This window comes from Pseudomonas sp. p99-361 (assembly GCF_003935475.1).
GTDB classification, from domain to species: domain Bacteria; phylum Pseudomonadota; class Gammaproteobacteria; order Pseudomonadales; family Pseudomonadaceae; genus Aquipseudomonas; species Aquipseudomonas juntendi.
In genome coordinates, this window is sequence record NZ_RHQO01000039.1 from 16,304 (window position 1) to 38,475 (window position 22,172).

Genomic DNA, 22,172 nt, shown 5'->3' on the forward strand with positions numbered 1-22,172 from the left:
CGCCCAAGGGGTTGTGCAGCACCTGTCAGAGGGGGGGGCACTCGCGAAGCGGCCGGCACACGTCGAAAAACCTGTTACCCCAATCGGTGCCATTCCCGCTTGTCCCGGCTCAGCAGGTCATTGCCCGCCTCGGGGCCATCTTCACCCGCCGGATACTCGTGCACCTCGCCCCCCTGGGCCCAGGCGTCGAGGAACGGCTGCACGGCACGCCAGCCGTTCTCAATGTTGTCGGCCCGCTGGAACAAGGTCTGGTCACCGGTCAGGCAGTCATAGATCAAGGTCTCGTAGCCGGTCGCCGGGGTCATCTTGAAGAAGTCCTTGTAGGCAAAGCCCAGCTCGACGTTCTCCATTACCAACTCCGGCCCGGGGCGCTTGGCCTGCAGGTCGAACCACATGCCTTCGTTGGGCTGAATCTGGATTTTCAGGTAGTTGGGTTTGGGCCGCTCCAGCTCCGACTCGCGGAACTGCGCGTACGGTGCCGGCTTGAAACAGATGGCAATCTCGGTGTCACGCACGCTCATGCGCTTGCCGGTACGCAAGTAGAACGGCACCCCCGCCCAGCGCCAGTTATCGATCATCACCTTCAGCGCCACGTAGGTTTCGGTCTGGCTGTCGGGCGCGACATTGGCCTCCTCGCGGTAGCCGGGCAGGTGCTTGCGCCCCTGCTTGCCGGCGCTGTACTGGCCCCGCACGGAATGCTTCAGCGCCATCTTCGCCGACCACGGGCGGATGGCGCCGATCACCTTGGCCTTTTCGCCGCGCACGGCGTCGGCGCCGAACGCTGCCGGCGGTTCCATGGCAACCATGGCCAGCAGCTGGAACAGGTGGTTGGGCACCATGTCGCGCAAGGCGCCGGTGGCGTCGTAGAAGCCACCCCGCGTCTCGACACCGACGGTTTCCGCGGCGGTGATCTGCACATGGTCGATGTAGTGGTTGTTCCAGAACGACTCGAACAACCCATTGGAGAACCGGCTGACCAGAATGTTCTGCACCGTTTCTTTGCCCAAGTAGTGGTCAATACGGTAGATCTGCCGCTCGCCCATCACCTTCAGCAGGCAGGCGTTCAACGCCTCGGCACTGGCCAGGTCGGTGCCGAACGGCTTCTCCACCACGACCCGGCGAAAGCCGCCGGCAGACTCGTCGAGCAAGCCGGCCTCGCCAAGGCGCTGGGCCACTTCAGGGAAGAAACGCGGCGAGGTGGCCAGGTAAAAGATGGCGTTGCCGTGGCTGGTCTTGTCGATGCGCTTGCCCAGGGCCTGGTAAGTGGCCGGGTCGAGGAAATCGCCCGTCTGGTAGTCCAGGCGCTTGGCCAGCCGCGCCCAGAGTTTTTCGTCCAGGCACTGGGCGGCGCCTTCGCCGCCCTTGTCCCGCTCGGCCATGAACGCATGCAGGCGTGCGGCAAACTCCTCGGCCGTGGCAGGGTTGTGGTCAACGCCAACGATGCGCAGGTTGCGGTCGAGCAAACCGTCGCGGCTGAGGTTGTACAGCGCAGGCATGAGCAAGCGCTTGACCAGGTCGCCATTGGCGCCGAACAGAAACAGCGTGCAGGGGGGGGCGGCCGGAGTGCTCTTTTTAGTCATTCGTCTTTTTTCTCGACATGGCCACCGAAGCCCAGGCGCATGGCCGAGAGCACTTTGTCACCGTAGGTGCCCTGCTGCTGACGCGAGCGGAAACGGGCAAACAATGCGCTGGACAGGACCGGTACCGGCACTGCCTGCTCCACGGCGGCATCGATGGTCCAGCGGCCCTCGCCACTGTCGGATACCGAGCCACTGAACTGCGACAGTTGCGGGTCGGCCACCAGCGCGTCGGCGGTGAGGTCGAGCAGCCACGAGGTGACCACACTGCCCCGGCGCCATACCTCGGCGATTTCGGCCACATCGAGGTCGAAGCGCTGGTCTTCCGGCAGTTCGTTGCCGCCTTTGCTGCGCAGCAGGTCGAAGCCTTCGGCATAGGCCTGCATCAGGCCGTATTCGATGCCGTTGTGCACCATTTTCACGTAGTGGCCGGCGCCCGGTGGGCCAGCGTGGATATAACCATGCTCGGCGCGCTGGTGTTCGCCGCTGCGGCCATGGGTGCGCGGAATGTCGCCTACACCCGGTGCCAACGCCTTGAACAGCGGTTCCAGGCGCTCGAACACGTCCTTCTCGCCACCGATCATCATGCAGTAGCCGCGGTCCAGGCCCCATACCCCGCCAGAGGTACCTACGTCCAGGTAATGCAGGCCACGCTTGGCCAGCTCGGCGGCGCGGCGCATGTCGTCCTTGTAGAAGGTGTTGCCGCCGTCGATGATGGCATCGCCCGGCTCCAGCAGCTCGGCCAGTTGTGCGATGGTCTGCTCGGTCGGCTCGCCAGCCGGCAGCATCACCCATACCGCGCGTGGCGCTTTCAGTTTTTGCACCAGCGCGCCAAGGTCGTGTGCGCCCTGGGCGCCCTCGCCTTCAAGGCCGGTAACCGCCTCGCGGTTGCGGTCGTGCACCACGGTGCGGTGGCCAGCGCGCATCAGGCGCCTTGCGATATTGCCGCCCATGCGGCCCAGCCCGACGATTCCCAGTTGCATGAGCCGATGCTCCCCTTTCGAAATAGATGACAACAGTCCAGCTGTTCAGGTTAGTCCAGCATGCCGCCCGAGGGTTCAGCGACGAACGGCAAGACCACGATAAACAAAAAAGTTCCCAAGGCTTGTGAAAGAATTCAAAATGCGCCCGCCAGAAGCGTCTACGCTTTGAATTGTCACCAGCCAAAACCGCGAGGTGTGCTCATGGGTACCTTGATGCCTGCAACCCCAACCCAGACCCTCTATGTCTCCGTGCGCCGTGATGAGCTGCGTAAACTCAAAGACGAACGTGACCAACTGCGCCAACAGGTCGCCGAGCTGAACGTGTTGCTGGACCAGGCACGCATCGCTGCAAAAGCCATCGACCTCTGATCCCCCCCGCCCTCGGTGGGAGTCCTGCGCTCCCACGCTGCAGCCCTGCCCCGCGGTAAAAGTTGAATTGTGAAGGGTTCGCCTTCAAGGCGCGCGATTTCAGGCCTCGAAAAACTCGAACCCTCCACCAGCCACCCCATCCAGTACCATCGGCTATCAACGCCTCCACATCAGGTTCAGCGAACATGGCCTTCTCCAGCGACTCCCTGGCAATCTTCCTCGCAGTGCTGGATGCCGGCTCTTTCTCCGCCGCCGCCCGCAAGCTGGGGCGGGTGCCGTCCGCGGTTAGCATGGCAATCGCACAACTCGAGGCCGAACTGGACCTGCCGCTGTTCGACCGGGCAACGCGCAAGGCCCTGCCCACGAGCGCCGCCCTGGCCCTGGAGCCTCAAGCCAGGCAAGTGATCTGCCAGCTCAACCTGCTCGACGCCCAGGCCCTGCAATTGCACAAGGGCCTGGAGAAACGCCTGACCATCGCCATGGCGCCCGAACTGCAGACCGGGCGCTGGAGCCAGCCACTGGAAACCCTCGCCCAGGCGTTTCCCAGCCTGGAAGTGGAAGTGCGCTCGGCCACCCAGACCGAGGCCATTCGCCTGCTGCACGAAGGCAGCGTGCAACTGGCACTGGTGTTCGAGCGGCCAGGCATCGATGAGCGCGAGTCATTCCTCGAAGCCGGTAGCCAGCTGCTGGTTGCGGTGGCCTCGCCGCGCCATCCGGCCGGGCAGAACAGCGGCACGCCGCTGCCCGAAGAAGCCTTCGCCGAGCAACGGCAAATCATCGTGGCTTCGGGCAAGCCCACCGGCTCAGACCCGCGCATGGTGCTGTCGCGGCGCATCTGGCTGACCGACAGCTACCTGGCCACCCTGGATCTGGTGCAGTCCGGGCTGGGTTGGGCATACCTGCCACAACCCCTGGTGGAACCGCTGATTGCATCCGGCGCGCTGGCCGAAGTGCGCTTCGACAACATGGCCAGCCGCTTGCGCTTGTGGGTGGACATCATCTGGCTCAAGGCACGCCCCTTGGGCCTGGGCGCCCGCCGTTATCTGGACGTCATGCGCCAGTGCTTCGAGGCAGAGCCGCCCAGGGCCTGAACGGCGGTCGCCCAGCGCCGGGCAGGCCAAGGGGTGCCGGCGGCACGGTGCGGCCTGATTCAAAAAAAAGAAAATTCTTACAGCCCGCTAAGACTCCAGTAACTGCCCACTGAAGCGATTCCTCGCTAGATTCGCGCTCGCCATCCAGAAGAAAAGGAACTTCTCATGTCGAGCCAAGCCGCACGCGGCTACCAGCAGTCGGTGGATGACTTCGCGCACCGGCACCGCCACCCCGATGAAGCCTTTTACCTGCTGCTGGCCCCCTTCGCTGGCTGCCCGGGCGGGCACCCGCTGGACATCGCCATGCTAGCCGAGGCGCTGGGCAGTGACGCCGTAACGCGCATCGACAGCAGCGGCCTGGTGCAGGCCCCTGAACGCTGGCCTGCGCTGGTGCGGCTGGCCCGCCCCGGCCAGGCATGCGGCGCGCTGGCCGCATTGAGCGCAACATACGCCGCCCGAGAGGCTACGGCCACCTGGCACTACGTGTGTGCCTGGCTGCTCAGCGATCAACCCGCCGAAGCCATTGCCCGGCATATCAGCCAGCAGTGCCATGTGCTGCATCAGCCCGCCCCGCATGGCATCACGGCCTGGTACGAACCCGTGAGGCTGACGTTGCTGCGCGTCACCCTGAACAATGCTGGCGCAGTACTCGGGCCGATTCGTAGCTGGCTGCATCCCGATGGTTGCGGCAGTTGCACGGTGCTCGAACGGCCATCGCCGGCTGGCGAGCTGTGCATCACCCGGGAAGTCCGCGCAACCCAGAACGTCGCGCCACAGATCATTCAGTTGCTCAGTGCCTGGCATCGCCTGGCGACCGCGCAAACTGGCGCCACCCGTGGCCAATGCCCAGGCTCATCCGGCTTGCCGGCCAACGCGCCCGTCCATGTCATGAACCTGATGATCAGGGCCTTCAAGCAGGGCCTGCGCGACCGTGGCGATATCCAGTGCATGTGCCTGCACCTGCTCATGGTCCACCCCTTGCTGCTGCAGCACCCGACCATCCAGCGCGACGTGGCACAGGCGGTGGCTGGCCAGCAACGCCTGGCCGCCTGCTTCGCCCGCTACGGCGACAGTGCCTGGGCACGCATCGTTGCCGACCTGCCGCAGGCAGGAGGCTACTCATGAGCATCAGTGCAACCATCCATGCCGCCATGCAGGAAGAAATCCCCAACAGCCACGGCGGCTGCAACGCCTGCGGGCGTATTGGCCTGCCCATCCTGCTGCTGCGCGAGGCCTATGCCCCGCGCCCCGATGCCGGGCACCTGTTTCGCTGGGCCAGTGACAGCGAAATCACCTACCACCCGATGCACACCGACCAGCTCCGACTGTTGCGCCAGGGCTACGTTTACGTACTGCTCGACCAGGCCACCTGGCAGGCCTACGCAGTGGCGGCCGATGCCACCTTGCAGCGGTTTCCGGTATCGCAGATGCCGCTGGGGCCGCCCAGGCCATTGCCCAAATGGTGTGCCACCGCAGGCCATGACGTCATCGCCTCGTTCATCAATATCGACACGTCGCTGTACCGCACCGCTTGGGTTGCCTTCGCCAACGATCCGTGGCCGCGCACCGTGCTCGACCGCTACCGCAAAGGCATCGCCCAGTCAGACCCAGCCACCCTCGCCCGCTTCGTTGAAGTCGACCTGCACCGTGCACGCAACGACCCCGCCAGCCTCGGCATCGCCATGACCGACAGTTTCCGCTTCGGCATGGAGGGCGTGCTCGAGTTCTCCACCTTTTCATCGGCCCGGTTCACGAGTGCTCACGGCTTCTACAGCCGTTTGGGTCGGTGGTCCGAAACCCACAACTATCTGCGTACCGTCATTGCCCGGGAACAATTGCCAAACGGTGTGCTGGCGCTGACCTTGCCCGACCCCGTCGGCATGGTGGTGGAACTGAACGCCCAGCGCACAGGTTGGGTCCAGGCCATGCAGGCATGGCGCGCGCAGCCACAGCGGCACTTCGAGTACTTCACCTCCCAGGCGTTGCTGGGCATCCAGCAACTGCACGCGGCCACGGCAGCCGCAAAGGGCGCCGAGGCAGCTGAGCGTGAGGCACGCCAGGTCGAACAGTGGAACGACAGCCCCGTCGGCATCAAGGCGCACCTGCCGCCAGTGGATATCGCAAGGCAGACCCGCCGCAACACCGCCCGCAACCAGGAGCAGGCCCGGGACCGCTTGCAAGCGCGCTACGACGAAAGCGCCCGCGCGGCGTTCCAGGCTGGCTACGACCGTGAACTGAACCACTGGCAGTCGATGATCGACCAGGTTGGCCAGCTGTACGCGCTGCACTACGCCCAGCCGGCGTTTCACCAGATCGGTCGCTTCGACTACGACGCTGCCGACCCGGTCTCGGTCGAGTACTTCATCCAGATGATGGCCGACTGCCTGGCCGGGGGCCCTAGCGAACTGATGCCCGAGGAAGGTCAGCCGCTGGGTATGACGCAGCTCGTCTGGCAGCACCTGCTGGAAGACGAGCACAGCTTGTTGTACCAGGCGCTGATGGCCAGGAACCAGACGCTGCTGCAGCACGTGATCGGCGGCTTGGCAGGCGACGACTTCGGCAAGGTCTACGACATCATCAAAGCCATCGCTGGCACTCCCGAGGGCCAGTTGCTGATGGTCAAGCCGCTGCAGGATGCCATCGGTCAACTGCTGGCCGCGACCACCAGCGCAGGGAATACGCTCGCCCAGCACCTCAGCGAACGCAGCCGCACCCTGGTCGGCCATGTGCACCGGGCGGCTTTCGCGCTGTATGCCGGGCAGCACGTAACCCCGCTGCGCGTTTCATTGACTGTCGGCGAGTACCTGAGCGTGCTCGACGAGGCCCTGCAAATCCGTACCGATGCATTTCTGCAGCAGGTCGACCAGCAGTTCCGCGACCCCGTGGGGCGCAAGGTCCGCGCCATGGTGCTGAGCGGCGCAATCAATATCGCCGCGGTCGGTAACCGCAACCAGATGATCGACGTGGTGCTGTGGACCTTCGAGGGCGCCGAGCAATTACAGGCACGGTTGGTCCAGCTGAAAACGTCGACGGCCGAAGGTTTCGGCGCGCTGGTGCGCAATGTGGCGATCGGTGCAGCCTCGGTAAAGGCACAGGTGTCTGCCGGGCTGCAGATCAGTTCGATGGCGGCGCAAAGCGTGGCCAGCGATGCAATGCGTAGCCTGCGGGATGCGGCGACCGGTACGGGCAGCGTCGGCCTGCTGCTTGCGCTGGGCGGGCTGTGGTTTCAGCAGGACAGCCTGCGCAGAAATTACCGGGCGTTACAGCAGACCCATCAGCACAACCCCGAGGCGCAGGCGGCGGTCTGGTCTTCATCGCTGGGGGTGCTAGGTGCCAGTGTTGAGGCCGCAGGACTGGTTGTTGCGCAGGTATTCGCACGTACACAGCGCCCTGGGCAGATACTAACGGCGGGTTTGGGCATCAGTATTGCGCGGTACGGCGGCGGCATCGCGGCGATGGCTGGTGTTATGGATGCCGTGCAGTACTGGAATGCCGGCCTTCGAACTGGCCGTGAGGGTGATGAGTTAGCGAGCCTCTCATACAAGCACGCAGCCGCAGCATCAGTACTCTCTGCTGGCGCTGGCATTGTTAGCGCCGTATTGAAGACCTCTCTTCTCATCGCGCTAGGCACTGTTGTTTTACTTGGACTGGCGGCCTACGCACTGGCGATAAACGCCAAAGACCATGAGTCTTCATTGTTAGAGCTGTGGACACGACACAGTAAATGGGGAAAGCCAGAGGGCCATCGACGCTGGATCGAAGACAAAGACCTCGACAACGCTGTTAGCGCATTCAATGCAGCAGTCATTGGTCTACACGCTTACGTGTCGATCGAAACGAGATTTCATTCCTCCCACACCGCAAATACGCCATATTCAGCAGGAGGGATGCTTAATGACGGAAACGCTGTTGCGGCGGGCTTCTATCTAGACGTAGATCTCAGTCTGCCGAACCCGACCTCCGAATTGACGCAGTACGAATGGCATCTTGTAATAATCCCATCACGCGTTGGTCAACCATGTTGCATCGCCGCTTATAACTCTGATACTGGGAGAATCGAATACAACTCAAGAGCTTCAGAAGGTGTCCTCGCTGAGCCTGCGAGTCTCGATAAACACTTTATCTTCAAAGCCCTCGACAGAACCATTCGCATCACTGGCTCACTTCCCCTTTTGGACAATCATAATATAGAGGGGATAGAGTTGACTCTTGCCTATTGGCCCAACAGACACGATAAATCGAACCATGCAAAAGTGATAACACTCGAGAATAAAATTGATTCCACCTGGAGTATCTTCTAATGCCCCGGCCGCTACTGAATCCTCCTTGTGCTGGTTGGAAGGAAGACCTTCCCCTACCCGATGCTCCCTGCACAAGTATACCTGGCTTAGGTTACCAACCCCCAAACCACCAAGATTCAATCTACCTTGAAATAGCTAGAGCTATCAGCGGAGCCAGGGAATTAATGGCCATAATTTCACTGCCCGTTATTTTCTTCACTGCCTACTTACCCATTGAGACAATAAAAACTCTCGAACAATTTGACTTTGAGTTCCTAATTATTAGCATTTTTTCATTAGTCAGCGGAGTATGGGGATCCGTTTTTTTCATTCGAATCAGTCTATCTCCCCCCCGCGACGAACCCATTCGTTTCAACCGAAAACGAAAAAAAATCTATGCCTACAACTTCAAATATTGTTGGTGGAAGCCTTTCGGAACCTGGAAAGTCGAGACTGTCTGCTACGACTGGTCGCAAGTGCGCGCCGAGCGCTGGTTTCAGCGTGGCCTGCCGGGAAGCGGTGCGCCCAGTTTCAAATGTGGGGTGGTGCTGTCCATCGTCGCACCCGGAACGAACAACGTCATCGACCGGTTTCCCCTAAGTACCATGGGGGCGGATCAGCATGCATGGGCTTACATCTGCACTTACATGCAGCATGGCCCCAGCGCCTTACCCCCACCTGGGGAGCCGAAGGATCACAACGACGTACTCTGGTGTGAGTTCGCCTTGCGCCTGGCCCCTAAAGTGGAATGGCCAGCCGAAATGGACCTGGAGTCAAGAACAGCCCCTTGAAGTCACCCGATGCTCAATTCACCGGGCGAAGAACCTGTTCCACCCCAGGCAGCCGCGTGGTCGGCGCTGCGTGGTCCAGCCGCAACCAGCGCGACTTTCCGCTAGGCAACAGGCGCCACCAGCCTGTAACCGACCCCCGCTTCGGTGATGATGAAGCGTGGCGCCGTGGGGTCATCGCCTAGTTTCTGGCGCAGGTGCCCGACCACGATGCGCAGGTAATGGGTATCCTCCACATGGCTGGGCCCCCAGATATCCTTGAGCAGTTGCTGCTGGGTCATCACTCGCCCCGGGTGCCCGGCCAATAACGCCAGCAGCGCGTACTCCTTGCGTGTCAGCGCCACCTCCACGCCCTCCAGGGTTACCCGGCGAAAGGCGAAGTCCACCGTCAACGGCCCGAAGCTGGCCTTCACTTCCGAGCCCCCGGCTTGCGGCACCTGGCGCAATAACGCACGGACCCGGGCGAGAAATTCCTGGATACCGAACGGTTTGGTCACATAGTCGTTGGCCCCACCATCCAGCGCATCGACCTTCTGCAGCTCACTGGCACGCACTGACAGCACCAACACCGGGACCGAGCTCCATTCCCGCAGCTCCCGCAACACCTGCTGGCCGTCCATGTCAGGCAGGCCCAGGTCCAGCACGACCAGGTCCGGCTTGCCCAAGGCCGCCTGGGCCAAGCCTTCGGCACCGGTAGCCGCCTCAAGCACCTTGTAGCCTTGCGAGGCCAGGCTGATACGCAGGAATTTGCGGATCTGCGGTTCATCGTCGATAACCAACAGGGTGGCGGGCTGGCTCATGGGCTTTCACTTTCGGCTGCAGGTTGCGGGGGCAGCGGCAAGCATAAAGTGATGCCGGTGCCCTGGCCATCAATGCCTTCGCCCACCAGGATCTGCCCGCCATGGGCACCGATCATGCCCTGGCAGATGGCCAGGCCCAGGCCAGTCCCCTGCCCGCCGCGATCGCCACGGGCGGCGGTGTAGAACATGTCGAAGATCTTTTCGCGCTCCCCCACGGGAATGCCCGGCCCCTGGTCGCTCACGGTCAGGCACAGCCGCTCGTCCTGCACCGCCACCCGCAGTTCCAGCCGACCATTGGCCGGCGAGAAGCGCGCAGCGTTCTCCAGCACATTGACCAATGCCTGCTCGATCAATGCCGCATGCACGAACAGCAGCGGCAGATCGCCGGGCACGTCGGTGTGCACGCGAAGCGGCGCCAACACCACGCGCAGGCGGTTGAGCGCACTGCCAACGATATCGGCTGGCGCCACCCAGTCGCGGGCCAGCTTGAGGCCACCGTGCCCCAGGCGTGTCATGTCCAACAGGTTCTGGATGTAGCGGTCCAGGCGCTCGGCCTCGTCGCGGGTGCCCTCCAACAGCTCGCGGCGGTCGTCGAGCGGAATCGCTTCGCCCAGCGCCAGCAAGCTGTCGATGCTGCCGCGCATGGCCGTCAATGGGGTGCGCAGGTCGTGGGACACCGAAGCCAGCAAGGCACTGCGCAGCTGCTCGGTCTCGCCGTGCAAGCGCGCGGCTTCGAGTTGTTCGGCAAGGCGGGCTCGGGCCAGGGCCTGGGCCAGCGGCTGGCCAAGGGCGATTAGCAGGCGCCGACGCGGGTCGCTCAGCGGCTGGTCTGAGCGTGGGCGCACGCCCAACAGCGCCAGCGGTTGATCATCCACCGCCAGTGGCCACCACCACCAGCGCCCCTCCGGCAGGGTGTCGCTGCCGTGCCCGGCGGCCTGCCCGTGTTGCCAGGCCCAATCGGCGGCGGCCCGCTCGGTGGCGCTGAAGCCCTGGTGCTCGCCGCTGGCCACCTGCAGCTGGCCATCGGCTGTGCGCTGCAGCAGGCACACTTGCAGGTCGCGCCAGCCGCCCAGGTGCTGCCCGGCGGCGTTGAACACGGCCTGGCGGTCAGTGGCCACCGTCAGCCTGCGCGACAGGTCGAGCAATTGGCTGGTCTGCGCCTGGGTTTCGCGCAGCGCCTGCAACTGGCGGCGCTGGCGGGCGGCCAGGTTGCCGGTAAGGGCGGCCATCAGCAGGAAGAACACCAGCGTCAGCACATCTTCTTCGCGCTGGATGCTGAACGAGAAATTGGGCGGAATGAACAGAAAGTCATACGCCAGGAACGACAGTGCCGCGCAGGCCAGGGCCGGCCCCAGGCTGCTGCGTACCGCCACCAGCAGCACCGCGGCCAGAAACACCAGCGAGATGTTCGGCAGTGCCAGCACGCTCGACACGGCCCAAGCCAGGCCTGCAGCCATCCCGGTGGCCAGCAACGCCAGCAGGTAGTGCCGCCAGACCCACACCCGGCGCACCGCCGAACGCGGCGCCGAGGGCTGTACATCGCGGTCCAGCACGTTGATTTCCAGCCCATGGCTTTCACGCAACAGCCGGGCAGCCACCCCTGCACCGAACCAGCGCCGGTGCACACGGTCGCGCGACTGGCCGACCAGTACCAGGCTGGCGCGCCGCTCGGCCGCATGCTGGATCAGCGTGCGCGCCACTTCACCGGCACGCAGCAACACCACTTCGCCTCCCAGGCGCTCGGCCAGTTGCTGGGCCGCCTGCAGGCGCTGGCGGGCTGCCTCGTCACGCAAACGGCCGTTGTCCACGTGCACCAGGCTCCACGGCAAGTGGCGGCGCTGGGCCACGCGGCTGGCGTGACGCACCAGGCGCTCGGCCTGGTCATCGCCATCCACACCGACCAGCAGCCGGCCGCGCAACGCGGGGGCTGCCTGCCCGCGCTGGCGGTAGCCATGGGCCAGGTCGGCATCGACCTGGGCGGCGGCCGTCTGCATGGCCAGTTCGCGCAGAGCGGTGAGGTTGGTTTGCGAGAAAAACGCATCAATGGCGGCCCGCGCCTGCTCGGGCACGTACACCTTGCCTTCACGCAAGCGCTCCAGCAGCTCACGCGGTGGCAGGTCGATCAGCACCAGCTCGAAGGCTTCCTGCAGCACCCAGTCAGGCAAGGTTTCGCGCACGTGCACGCCGGTGATGTCGCGCACCTTGTCGTTGAGGCTTTCCAGGTGCTGCACATTGACCGTGGTGTACACGTCGATGCCCGCGGCCAGCAGCTCCTGCACGTCCTGCCAGCGCTTGGCGTGGCGGCTGCCGGGGGCGTTGGTGTGCGCCAGCTCATCGACCAGTGCCAAGGCTGGCGCACACCCGAGCAGGCCGTCGAGGTCCATTTCCTCAAGGGTGACCCCCCGATACTGGCTGCGCAGCATGGGCTGCTGCAACAAGCCGGCAAGCAGCGCCTCGGTTTCGCCACGGCCGTGGGTTTCGACCACCCCGGCCACTACCTGCACGCCCTGGCGTTGCTGGGCATGCGCGGCTTGCAGCATGGCGAAGGTCTTGCCCACCCCCGGCGCAGCACCGAGGAACACCTTCAGCCGGCCACGGCCGGTGCGCGGCAGCGTAGCCAACAACGCGTCTGCACGCGCGGAATCACTCATGTTTCATCCTTTGCTCTTGCTGGCGAGTTTTTCCAGGGCCCGGTTCAACGCCAGCACATTGACCACCGGCGGGCCGATCAATGGCCTGAGGGTGGCCTCTTCTTGCAAGGCTTGCAAGCGCGCCACGGGCAACTGCCGCGCCGCTGCGACCCGGGGAATCTGGTAGGCCACCGCCGCCGGTGGCAGGTGCGGGTCCAGGCCGCTGCCCGAGGTGGTCAGCAGCGCCTGCGGTACCGGCCCTTGCTGGGCCTGGTAAAGCAGCGCCGCATCGCCCTGGACCCGCTCCACCAGCGCCGGGTTGCTCGGCGCAAGGTTGCTGGCGCTGCTGGCCACGGTGGCGTACGCGCCTGCCGAAGGCCGTGAATGGAACCAGCCATCGCCCTGGAAGTTCTGGGCAATCAGGGCCGAACCCCGCACCTGGCCCTGGTCATCGCGCACCAGGCTGCCGTTGGCCTGTACCGGGAAAGCCACCTGGGCGACCCCGGTCACCACCAGGGGGTATAGCGCGCCAGTGATCAAGGTCATCGTCAAGGCCAGGCTCAAGGCAGGGCGTAGATAAGCGTTCATGGTGGCCTCCTCAGACCAGGTGCAGGGCGTTGAGCAACAGATCGATCAGCTTGATGCCGGCAAACGGCACCACGATGCCGCCCAGCCCGTAGATCAACAGGTTGCGCCGCAACAAGTGGGCAGCGCTGGCCGCCTGGACCCGCACACCCCGTAGCGCCAAAGGAATCAGCACGACGATGATCAGGGCATTGAACACGATGGCCGAAAGGATCGCGCTTTGCGGGCTGGCCAGGTGCATCAGGTTGAGCACCCCTAACTGCGGGTAGATGGCAGCGAACAGCGCCGGCAGGATGGCGAAGTACTTGGCCACGTCATTGGCGATGGAAAAGGTGGTCAGCGCCCCCCGGGTCACCAGCAACTGCTTGCCGACCTGCACCACGTCCAGCAGCTTGGTCGGGTCGCTGTCCAGGTCGACCATGTTGGCCGCCTCGCGCGCCGCCTGGGTGCCGTCATTCATGGCCATGCCTACGTCGGCCTGGGCCAGCGCCGGGGCGTCGTTGGCACCGTCGCCGCACATGGCCACCAGGCGGCCGTCGTTCTGCTCCTGGCGAATGCGCGCCAGCTTTTTCTCCGGCGTGGCCTCGGCCAGCACATCATCCACCCCGGCCTCCGCTGCGATGGCAGCAGCCGTCAACGGGTTGTCACCGGTCACCATCACGGTGCGGATACCCAGCTTGCGCAATTCGGCGAAGCGTTCGCGGATGCCAGGCTTGACCACGTCCTTGAGGTGGATCACCCCAAGCAGGCGCTTGTCCAGGCACACCAGCAAGGGCGTGCCACCGCTCTGGGCGATGCGTTCAACCTCACGGGCCAGCGCTGGCGGCATGTCCAGGCGCTGCATGCCGACGAATGCCAGCACCGCATCGACGGCCCCCTTGCGGTAGCGGCGCTGCTGGAAGTCGATGCCCGACAGGCGCGTTTCGGCACTGAATGCCACGGCTTCGTAGTGCCCGGCAGGGGGCTCGACAACGTCATACAACTGACGCAGGTACTCGACGATCGACTTGCCTTCTGCGGTGTCGTCGGCCAGCGAGGCCAGCAGGGCGCCCTCCCCCAGTTCCCGCGCGGTTACCCCCGGTGCAGCGTGCAGCGCGCTGCAACGGCGGTTGCCGAAGGTAATGGTGCCGGTCTTGTCGAGCATCAGGGTATGCACGTCCCCGGCCGCTTCCACGGCACGGCCCGAGCGGGCGATCACGTTCAACCGTACCAGCCGGTCCATACCGGCAATGCCGATGGCCGACAACAGGCCACCGATGGTGGTGGGGATCAACGTCACCAGCAAGGCAGCGAGAAAGATCAGCGGCAGGCTGCCGCCGACGAAGTGGGCGAATGGCTGCAAGGTCACCACCACGATCAGGAAGATCAGCGTCAGCCCGATCAGCAGGATGTCGAGGGCGACTTCATTGGGGGTTTTCTGCCGCTTGGCACCTTCGACCAGGGCAATCATGCGGTCCAGGGTGGACTCGCCCGGGTTGCTGGTGATGCGGATCAGCAGCCAGTCGGAAACCAGCCGGGTGTTACCGGTGACGGCCGAGCGGTCGCCACCGGATTCACGAATGACCGGCGCCGACTCACCCGTGATCGCTGCCTCGTTGACCGCTGCGATCCCTTCGAGCACCTCACCATCGGCGGGGATCATTTCACCGGCCACCACACGCACCACATCGTCTTTGCGCAAGGCGCCGGCAGCTACCGTTTCATAGTGGCCGTCACGCTGACGGCGCTGGGCGGTCAAGCCTTGGCTGCCAGCCTTGAGGCTGTCGGCGCGGGCTTTACCGCGCCCTTCGGCAAGGGCTTCGGCAAAGTTGGCGAACAACACGGTGAACCACAGCCACAGGGCAATCTGCACGGCCACGCCGCGGCTGACGCCACTGCCAGGGGCAAAACACAGTACCGTGGTCAGCAGCGCCGTCACCGCCACCACCAGCATGACCGGCGAGCGCTGCAACTGGCGTGGGTCGAGCTTGACCAAGGCCTGTACCAGCGCGGGGCGCCACAGCGCCGCAAACCGGGTCTGGTCTTTGGCACTGTGCCGGGCTTTCATTTCAGGAATGGGCATATTCATGGTCGATCCTCAAAAACCCAGGCTCAAATGTTCGGCGATCGGCCCAAGGGCCAAGGTCGGCAAAAATGTCAGGCCACCGACCAGCAGGATGGTCACCAGCAGCAGGCCGGTGAACAGCGGGCCGTGGGTGGGGAAGCTGTTGACTCCAAGGGGCGCGGTCTTCTTGGCCGCCAGGCTGCCGGCCAAGGCCAGTACCGGCAGGATGTAGCCGAAGCGGCCGATCAGCATGGCCAGGCCGATCATCAGGTTGTGGTACACCGTGTTGGCACCGAACCCTGCGAACGCCGAGCCGTTGTTGGCGGCACCCGAGGTGTAGGCGTACAGCAGCTGGCTGAAACCATGCGCCCCCGGGTTGCTGACCGCCCCTGCCGGGCCCGGCAGGCTGGCAGCGATGGCGCCAAGCACCAGCACACCCAGCGGCATCACCAGCAGCGTGGCCACCAGCAACTGCACCTCACGTGCCTGCAGCTTCTTGCCCAGGTACTCCGGCGTGCGACCGATCATCAGCCCGGCCAGGAACACGGCGATCAACACGAACAGCAACATGCCGTACAGCCCCGCGCCGACGCCGCCAAAAATCACCTCACCGACCATCATGTTGACCATCGCCACCATGCCAGTCAGCGGGTTGAGGCTGTCGTGCATGGCATTGACCGAGCCATTGGATGCGGCAGTGGTGGTCACGGTCCACAGCACCGAAGCGGTAGTCCCGAAGCGGCTTTCCTTGCCTTCCATGGGGCCGCTCTGCTGGACCTGTTCGCCTGTGAGCGCCGGGTTGGGCTGGTGCTCGGCCCACAGCGCCGTGCTGCCGCCAATCAGGAACAATGCGAGCATGCAGGCAAGGATGGCGCGGCTCTGGCGCAGGTCCTTGACGTAGTGGCCGAAGGTGAACACCAGGGCCGCCGGAATGAGGATGATCGATGCCACCTCGAACAGGTTGCTCCAGGCCGTGGGGTTCTCGAACGGGTGCGCCGAGTTCACGCCGAAAAAACCGCCGCCGTTGGTGCCCAGCTGCTTGATGGCGATCTGGCTGGCGGCCGGGCCCAACGGGATGCTCTGGTCGGCACCTTGCAGGGTCAACGCGTGGGCATAGTCGGCAAAGGTCTGCGGCACGCCCTGCCATACCAGCAGCAGCGCCAGCAACAGGCACAGCGGCAGCAAGCCGTAAAGGGTGGCGCGGGTCATGTCGGCCCAGAAGTTGCCCAGCGTTGCGCTGCTACGCCGGGCAATACCGCGGCACAGCGCGACCAGCACGGCCAGGCCCGTGGCGGCGCTGACGAAGTTCTGCACCGTCAGGCCAAGCATCTGGCTCAGGTAGCTGACCGACGCCTCGCCGCTGTAAGCCTGCCAGTTGGTATTGGTGACGAAGCTGACGGCGGTATTGAATGCCAGCGACCATTCCTGGCCAGGCAGGTGCTGCGGGTTGAGGGGCAGGTAGCCCTGCAACAGCAATACCGTGAACAAAAGCAGGAAGCCGGCCAGGTTGAAGCTCAGCAACGCCAGGGTGTACTGGCGCCAGTTCTGCTCTTGGCGGGCATCCACCCCTGCCAGCCGATAGCAATCCTGCTCGACCGGGCCGAGTACCGGTGACAGCCAGGTACGCTGGCCTTCCATGACCTTGAAATAGAAACGCCCTAGCCAGGGTGCCGGCAGTAGCACCAGGGCGAAGAATGCCAGGAGCAAGGCGTAGTCGTAACTGTGCATGGCCGCTCCTTAGCCGCGATCGGCGCGCAAAAGCGCCACCAGCAGATAAAACGCCAAGGCCACTGCCAGTAGCAGTGACAGCCCGTCGAGCATGTTCATGTGTGGTTCTCCCCGAGATGCGGCTTGGGCCGCTTTGGGGAATTGTCCGAGGAAGGGGTGTAAAGGAACGAGATGGAGGGGCAGCGAGGGGTATAAAGAATGCGTAAAGATCAGGGTGTCGAGGCCGCGGCGCGGCCCGCTTCGCGCACGCCTGCGCGAAGCGGGCCCGTACAGGCTAGTGCTGGGGCGGTTGCTCTACAGCGTTACGACTCCAGTCCAGCAACAGGCTGTAGCCGACCGCCAGCAAGGTAGGCCCGATGAACAGGCCAATGAAGCCGAACGCCAGCAGGCCGCCGAACACGCCCAGCAAGACGATCACCAGCGGCAGGTTGCCGCCCCGGCTGATCAGGTAGGGCTTGAGCACGTTGTCCACGCCACTGATGACGAACGTGCCCCAAATACCGAGGAACACCGCCATGCCGTACTCGCCCTTCCACACCAGCCAGGCGGTGGCCGGGATCCAGGCCAGTGGCGGCCCCATGGGAATCAGGCTGAGCATGAAGGTCACCAGGCCGAGCACAATGGCCCCCGGCACGCCGGCGATCAGAAAACCGATCAACGCCAACAGCGCTTGCGCCGCGGCGGTACCAATCACCCCGTTGACCACCCGCTGCACGGTGGCGGCCACCAGCTCCAGGTAGTACGCGGCACGGTCGCCCACCAAGCGGTGCAGCAGGCGCAGCACGAACGCCGACAAACGCGGCCCGTCACGGTAGAAAAAGAACACGAACACCAGGCTGAGTGTGAGTTCCAGCACGCCGCTGCCGATTTGCGCGCTGCGCGCCAGCAACCAGTTGCCAACCTGCCCCAGGTGCGGTTTGACCGAGGCCAGCAAGGCTGCCCCCTGCTGGTCCAGCGACTGCCACCAGCTGACCAGGCGCTCGCCCACGAACGGCAGGCCCCCCAGCCAGGCCGGGGCATCTGGCAGGCCGTCGACCTGCACGTCACGGACGAACGCGGTGGCATCACGGATGTGGTCGGCCAGGTTGAAACCCAGCCACACCAGCGGTAGCGCCACGATCAGGATCCAGGCCATGGTCAGCAGGCTGGCCGCCAGGGTCTCGCGCCCCCCCAGTACCCGTGTGAGCAGGCGCATCAACGGCCAGCTGGCAAAGGCCAGGATAGCGCCCCACAGTAATGCCGATATGAACGGCGCCATCACCCAAAGGCCGGCCCCCAGCAACGCCAGCAACAGAATCTGGACCAGCAGGCGATCATTGTTGACCATCGCAGCACCCGCTCAACGAATCAGTTCAATGTGCAAGCCAGTGGTAGGCGCAGTGCCCACTTCAAGGCGACCGTTGCGCACCCCGGCCTTGATCAGCGCCTCGCGCCAGGCTTCGGCCTGAACGCCGCTGAGGCTGGCACGCAGGGTACTGTCGAGGTTCAGGCTGCGTGCCAGCAGGTTGGCCCAGGCAGGCTGGGGTGCCGCCAGGTCCGGGTAGTCGAGCTTGCCGGTATCGCGCATTTCACGCAGCACCGTGGCCGCCGTGGGCAGCAAGTCGCCCAACGGGCTGTCGGCGACGAACTCTTCCACATGCAAATACGCACGGCGGTTGCCGCGGGTAACGCTGTACAACGCAACCAGGGTGTCGGCCTGTTCTGCCGAACGGCGCAGCAGAATGAACGCCTGTTGTTCGTCCCCCCCGTTGAGGCGGGCATTGGCAAACACCTCGTTGGCCCACAGGCTGGCCTCGCCGCAATCGCGGCCCTGGCACCAGAACAGCGGGTAACCACCGTCGCGCTGCAGCGCCTCGCGGGCGCTGGTGAAGGCTTCGCGGGCGGTGCGTTCAACCGGCAGCTCGTAGGTGACCGAGCTGACCTGGCCACGGCTTTCGATCTTGTCGTCAACCCGCAGGCGGCCGCTGATCTTGCGCAATGGGCCCAGCGGGTAGACGCGCTCCTGCTCCACGGCCGGGCGCTGGTCGACCACGTTGGCGTCTGCAGGCACCGGCAGGCTGCCAGCCCACAGCAGCGGGCTGGCCAATGCCAGGCAGGCAGCTGCAACGGTGCGGATGGACAGGGGCGCGCTCATCGGCGACCCAGGCGGCGCCGTGCGCCGAGGTGAAGCTCCAGGTTGTCTGGCAATTGCATGGTTGTCTCCCTTTCAACCCGCCAAGCCTCGACACTTGTCCGGTGCAAGTCAAGCAAAGCCAAAGAAGCGATTGAAACAGTCTGCGACAAGGGCCGCGCCCTGCTCATCGTTCAAGTGCAGGTGGTGGCCACCCGGCAGTGTCATTTGCTCAAAGGGTAGCTGCTCCAGCAATGCGGTATGGCGCACCAGCATCCCGTCGGCGGCAATCACCAGTTGCGCCGGGCAATTCACCCGGCGCACGTAGGCCATGGCCTGGGCGTCGCTCAGGCGCAACGGCGAAGGCAGGGTCAGGCGGCTGTCGCTGCGCCAGCTGTAGCCCCCGGGCACAGGCATCAGCCCGCGCTGCGCCAGCAGTTCGGCCGCTTCCCGGCTTACCGCGACCATGCCCTTCATGCGCGCCTGCACACCTTGCTCGAGGGTGGTGTACACCGATTTGCGCTTGCCATCCAGGCGCAGCTGCGCCAGCAACGCCATGCCCAGGCGCTCACCGGCATCCTGCTCGGCGCCGGTGGGTGGGATAACGCCGTCGATCAAGGCCAGGTGGCTGACCCGCTCCGGCAACGCACCGGCCACTTGCACCGCAATGATGGCGCCGAGCGAATGGCCCAGCAGGGCGAAACGCTGCCAGCCCAGTTGCTCGGCCACCCGCAGTACATCGTGGGCGTAGTCGGCCAGGGCATAGCTGGCCCCTGGCGGGCGGTGCTCCGAATAGCCATGCCCGGCCAGGTCCAGGGCAACGATGCGCAAGCCGCGCAACAGCGGCGCCAGGCGGGCGAAGCTGTTGGCGTTGTCCAGCCAGCCATGCAGGGCGATCACCGGCAGACCGTCCACAGGCCCGAACAGGTGTGCGGCCAGTTCGATGTGGCCCAAACTCAGGCGAACTTCCTCGACCTGCGCGCTCATGCCTGGCCCCAGCGGTCGAACAGGCCCTTGAGCAGGCTGGCGGTATCGGCAGGCCGCTCCAACGGGAACATATGCCCCCCTGGCACACTGTGATACTCCCCTTGCGGCATGCCACGCACCGCCAGGGCATGGTGGCGCCGGATGACCTTGCTGCGGTCACCGCGCACCATGGCCAGCGGCACCTGCAACTGTCGCGCCGGGGCGGGGCTGGTATGCGGAATACTGCGGTAGATGCTGATCTCGGTGGCCGGGTCGAAGCGCAGTTGCAGGCCCTGCTCCATCGCCTGCAGGCCATGCTCTAAGTAAGCGTCCAGGCAGTCGGGGTCGAACTGGCGAAACAGGGACTTGCCGGCGAAGTACTCACGGGCACTGTCGCGGTCCGTGAAAAGCTGACGGCGCCCCAAGGTGCGCCCGGCCGGGGTAATGCGGTCGATGAAGCCGAAGCGCTTGGCGGTGCGCAGCAGCCATTGGTCTGCACGGGTCAGCACCGGCGAGTCGAGCATGACCACCCCACGGTAGTACTCGGGGCAGCGCAACGCCGCGTGCAGGTGTAAAACCCCACCCAGCGAATGGCCTACGCCCCACACCGGCTGCTCCTGCTGCGCCAGGTGGTGCAGCAATTCATCGACCAGGCTCTGCCAATTGTCATCCACCGGAAAGCGCGGGTCATGGCCGTGCTGAGCCAGGTGCCGGACCTGATAGTCCGGCGCCAACGCGGCGAACAGCTTGCCGTAGGTGGCCGAGGGAAAACCGTTGGCATGGGCGAAAAAGATCTGCTGCGACATGGCGCCTGATCCGGACGGGAATGATGGCCCATTGTCGGCATGGCGAGCCGGTTCGGCAATGCCCGGAAAGGTCATCGGCGGCGGCTATCAGGCCATCAAGCGTGGTCGAAACTCTCCAGTGAACGGCGAAGGCAGGCCTGCATGTAGGCCAGTTGGCTTTGCAGCGCCTCACGGGCCAGGCGCTGGTCCTGGTGATCCAGCTGCAGCCGGCGCAGGGCCAGGCAGCTGGACTGCAGCAGATGGGATACCCGCAGGCAGGCATCCTGCAGGGTCTGCAGGTCGTGCTCGCTCTGTTGCCGGGCGATCGGCCCCGGCACTCTATAACCCTCGACCTTGCGCATCAGCTGGTAGAATTTGGCGTCGGCAGCCTCGCGCAGCAGGCTGTACTGGGCGAAGTCCAGCGAAACGCCTTGGTCAATTTGGTCTATGGTGGGTTGCAGGTCCAGGGAGCACAGCAGCTCCCACATCGCACCGCTCATGCATCGCTCCCTGAATGCTGGTTTTCGGGCAACGCTATCAAGCAGTCGATGCGAGGGACAACTGGCAAAAATGTCAGTTGCCATCTCGGTGTATGGGGGCCCCAGGCCCTCGCAAGCTCAGGCAGGGGCGTTGAGCGCCTTCAGGGTCATCAGCCCGGCCAGGGGCCACTCCCCTTCCAGCTGGGCCAGGCTGGCCGTGCTCATGGCCGCTGGCTGTTGCAGGTGGCCATGCTGCAACAGCCCGACCAGGTTGCCCACCAGCGGCTGATGGCTGACCAGCAGCACATGCTCCAGCCCCAGCCGCTCGATTTCGCCGATGACCTGCTGCACATCGGCCTCTGGTGTGAGCCAAGGCACGGTGCGCAGTGGCTCGGCAAACCCCAGGGTCTCGTGCACCAGCGCCGCAGTCTGCTGGGCCCGCACATAAGGGCTGGCGATGATCGCCTGCAATGGCTGCCCCAGCAGATGGGCAGCGCTGCGCACTACCTGCTCGCGACCATGCGCAGTCAAGCGCCGTTCGGTATCGGTGTTGGCCCGCAGTTCGGCCTCACCGTGGCGCAGTACCCACAGTTTCACAGCTTGGGCTCCTCGTCCCGCACAGGGTGCGGGGCCGGGGCTACGGCGTGCGGCGCCTCGCCTTCCGGCGCACGCGCTGCTGGCCAATCGGCGAACGGCCAGGGTTTCTGGTCGGTATGGAAGGTGCCGAAACGGCCGATCTGCGCCAGGTACTGGCTCAGGCTGTCGCCGAAATTCATCAGGCTGGCGCTGGGTGCGCCATACACCAGGCGGTAGACCAGTTGCACCAGCACCAGGCCGCCCAACAGCAATTCAGCCAGTTGCCAAACCACCAGGAACACCAGCATCCACAGCACCCGCAGGATGATCGACTCGCGTTGGGCGCGCTCCGGGGTATCGTTCATGTACCGCTCCTTGCTC

The 22,172-nt window shown here is 64.7% G+C and carries 20 protein-coding genes; 5 read left to right on the top strand and 15 right to left on the bottom strand.

All coding sequences use genetic code 11. The features are described 5' to 3' along the window. Positions 1–74: 74 nt before the first annotated feature. Together zwf and gnd are read right to left on the bottom strand one after the other, a co-directional pair. Positions 75–1,580: a glucose-6-phosphate dehydrogenase gene (zwf, locus tag EGJ22_RS17190; RefSeq protein WP_009683147.1), complete on the bottom strand. Its 1,506-nt coding sequence runs from the start codon at positions 1,578–1,580 to the stop codon at positions 75–77. After that, on the bottom strand, positions 1,577–2,560 hold the full coding sequence (gnd, locus tag EGJ22_RS17195; RefSeq protein WP_029887475.1) for a phosphogluconate dehydrogenase (NAD(+)-dependent, decarboxylating): 984 nt from the start codon (positions 2,558–2,560) through the stop codon (positions 1,577–1,579). Before gnd ends, zwf begins: the two co-directional genes overlap by 4 nt. 201 nt (positions 2,561–2,761) lie before the next feature. Between gnd and EGJ22_RS26175 the strand changes: the two genes are divergently transcribed. From EGJ22_RS26175 to EGJ22_RS17215, 5 genes are all read left to right on the top strand, one after another. Then, positions 2,762–2,929, top strand: a complete 168-nt coding sequence (locus tag EGJ22_RS26175) for a DUF6026 family protein (protein WP_009683150.1) — start codon at positions 2,762–2,764, stop codon at positions 2,927–2,929. Positions 2,930–3,114: 185 nt separating this feature from the next. Then, entirely contained in the window at positions 3,115–4,020 is a 906-nt protein-coding gene (locus EGJ22_RS17200) for a LysR family transcriptional regulator (RefSeq protein WP_029887476.1), read from the top strand. Between the two features lie 165 nt (positions 4,021–4,185). Continuing rightward, entirely contained in the window at positions 4,186–5,145 is a 960-nt protein-coding gene (locus EGJ22_RS17205) for a hypothetical protein (RefSeq protein WP_029887477.1), read from the top strand. Beyond that, positions 5,142–8,321 carry a T6SS effector BTH_I2691 family protein gene (locus EGJ22_RS17210; protein ID WP_029887478.1) on the top strand — a complete coding sequence of 1,060 codons (3,180 nt, stop codon included), beginning with the start codon at positions 5,142–5,144 and terminating at the stop codon, positions 8,319–8,321. Before EGJ22_RS17205 ends, EGJ22_RS17210 begins: the two co-directional genes overlap by 4 nt. A gap of 164 nt (positions 8,322–8,485) precedes the next feature. Next, positions 8,486–9,091 (top strand): DUF6708 domain-containing protein, encoded by a 606-nt coding sequence (locus EGJ22_RS17215; RefSeq protein ID WP_220464608.1) that lies wholly within the window; start codon positions 8,486–8,488, stop codon positions 9,089–9,091. A gap of 101 nt (positions 9,092–9,192) precedes the next feature. Here the strand turns inward: EGJ22_RS17215 and EGJ22_RS17220 are convergent, their stop codons facing one another. From EGJ22_RS17220 to EGJ22_RS17280, 13 genes are all read right to left on the bottom strand, one after another. After that, entirely contained in the window at positions 9,193–9,888 is a 696-nt protein-coding gene (locus EGJ22_RS17220; protein ID WP_009683157.1) for a response regulator, read from the bottom strand. Next, positions 9,885–12,539 carry a sensor histidine kinase KdpD gene (locus tag EGJ22_RS17225; RefSeq protein ID WP_029887480.1) on the bottom strand — a complete coding sequence of 885 codons (2,655 nt, stop codon included), beginning with the start codon at positions 12,537–12,539 and terminating at the stop codon, positions 9,885–9,887. Before EGJ22_RS17225 ends, EGJ22_RS17220 begins: the two co-directional genes overlap by 4 nt. A gap of 3 nt (positions 12,540–12,542) precedes the next feature. Further along, on the bottom strand, positions 12,543–13,106 hold the full coding sequence (kdpC, locus tag EGJ22_RS17230) for a potassium-transporting ATPase subunit KdpC (protein WP_029887481.1): 564 nt from the start codon (positions 13,104–13,106) through the stop codon (positions 12,543–12,545). A 10-nt stretch (positions 13,107–13,116) separates the two neighbouring features. Next, positions 13,117–15,171 carry a potassium-transporting ATPase subunit KdpB gene (gene kdpB / locus EGJ22_RS17235; RefSeq protein ID WP_064314614.1) on the bottom strand — a complete coding sequence of 685 codons (2,055 nt, stop codon included), beginning with the start codon at positions 15,169–15,171 and terminating at the stop codon, positions 13,117–13,119. A gap of 9 nt (positions 15,172–15,180) precedes the next feature. Continuing rightward, a complete protein-coding gene (kdpA, locus tag EGJ22_RS17240) occupies positions 15,181–16,875 on the bottom strand; it encodes a potassium-transporting ATPase subunit KdpA (RefSeq protein WP_029887733.1) in 1,695 nt (564 codons plus the stop codon). A 9-nt stretch (positions 16,876–16,884) separates the two neighbouring features. Beyond that, positions 16,885–16,974: a K(+)-transporting ATPase subunit F gene (gene kdpF, locus EGJ22_RS17245; RefSeq protein WP_033690477.1), complete on the bottom strand. Its 90-nt coding sequence runs from the start codon at positions 16,972–16,974 to the stop codon at positions 16,885–16,887. Between the two features lie 175 nt (positions 16,975–17,149). Then, positions 17,150–18,202, bottom strand: a complete 1,053-nt coding sequence (locus EGJ22_RS17250) for an AI-2E family transporter (protein ID WP_029887734.1) — start codon at positions 18,200–18,202, stop codon at positions 17,150–17,152. 12 nt (positions 18,203–18,214) lie between these two features. Beyond that, positions 18,215–19,009 (bottom strand): DUF4892 domain-containing protein, encoded by a 795-nt coding sequence (locus tag EGJ22_RS17255; RefSeq protein WP_029887735.1) that lies wholly within the window; start codon positions 19,007–19,009, stop codon positions 18,215–18,217. 108 nt (positions 19,010–19,117) lie between these two features. Then, complete coding sequence (locus EGJ22_RS17260; RefSeq protein WP_009683168.1) at positions 19,118–19,972, bottom strand: alpha/beta hydrolase; 855 nt, start codon at positions 19,970–19,972, stop codon at positions 19,118–19,120. After that, entirely contained in the window at positions 19,969–20,757 is a 789-nt protein-coding gene (locus EGJ22_RS17265; RefSeq protein WP_029887736.1) for an alpha/beta fold hydrolase, read from the bottom strand. The genes EGJ22_RS17260 and EGJ22_RS17265 overlap by 4 nt, the downstream gene beginning before the upstream one ends. Positions 20,758–20,852: 95 nt before the next feature. Then, a complete protein-coding gene (locus tag EGJ22_RS17270) occupies positions 20,853–21,236 on the bottom strand; it encodes a hypothetical protein (RefSeq protein WP_029887737.1) in 384 nt (127 codons plus the stop codon). A gap of 117 nt (positions 21,237–21,353) precedes the next feature. Then, the gene (sixA, locus tag EGJ22_RS17275) at positions 21,354–21,812 is read right to left on the bottom strand and encodes a phosphohistidine phosphatase SixA (RefSeq protein ID WP_029887738.1); all 459 of its coding nucleotides are present in this window, start codon (positions 21,810–21,812) and stop codon (positions 21,354–21,356) included. Beyond that, entirely contained in the window at positions 21,809–22,156 is a 348-nt protein-coding gene (locus EGJ22_RS17280) for a DUF4389 domain-containing protein (protein ID WP_029887739.1), read from the bottom strand. Before EGJ22_RS17280 ends, sixA begins: the two co-directional genes overlap by 4 nt. Positions 22,157–22,172 lie beyond the last annotated feature (16 nt).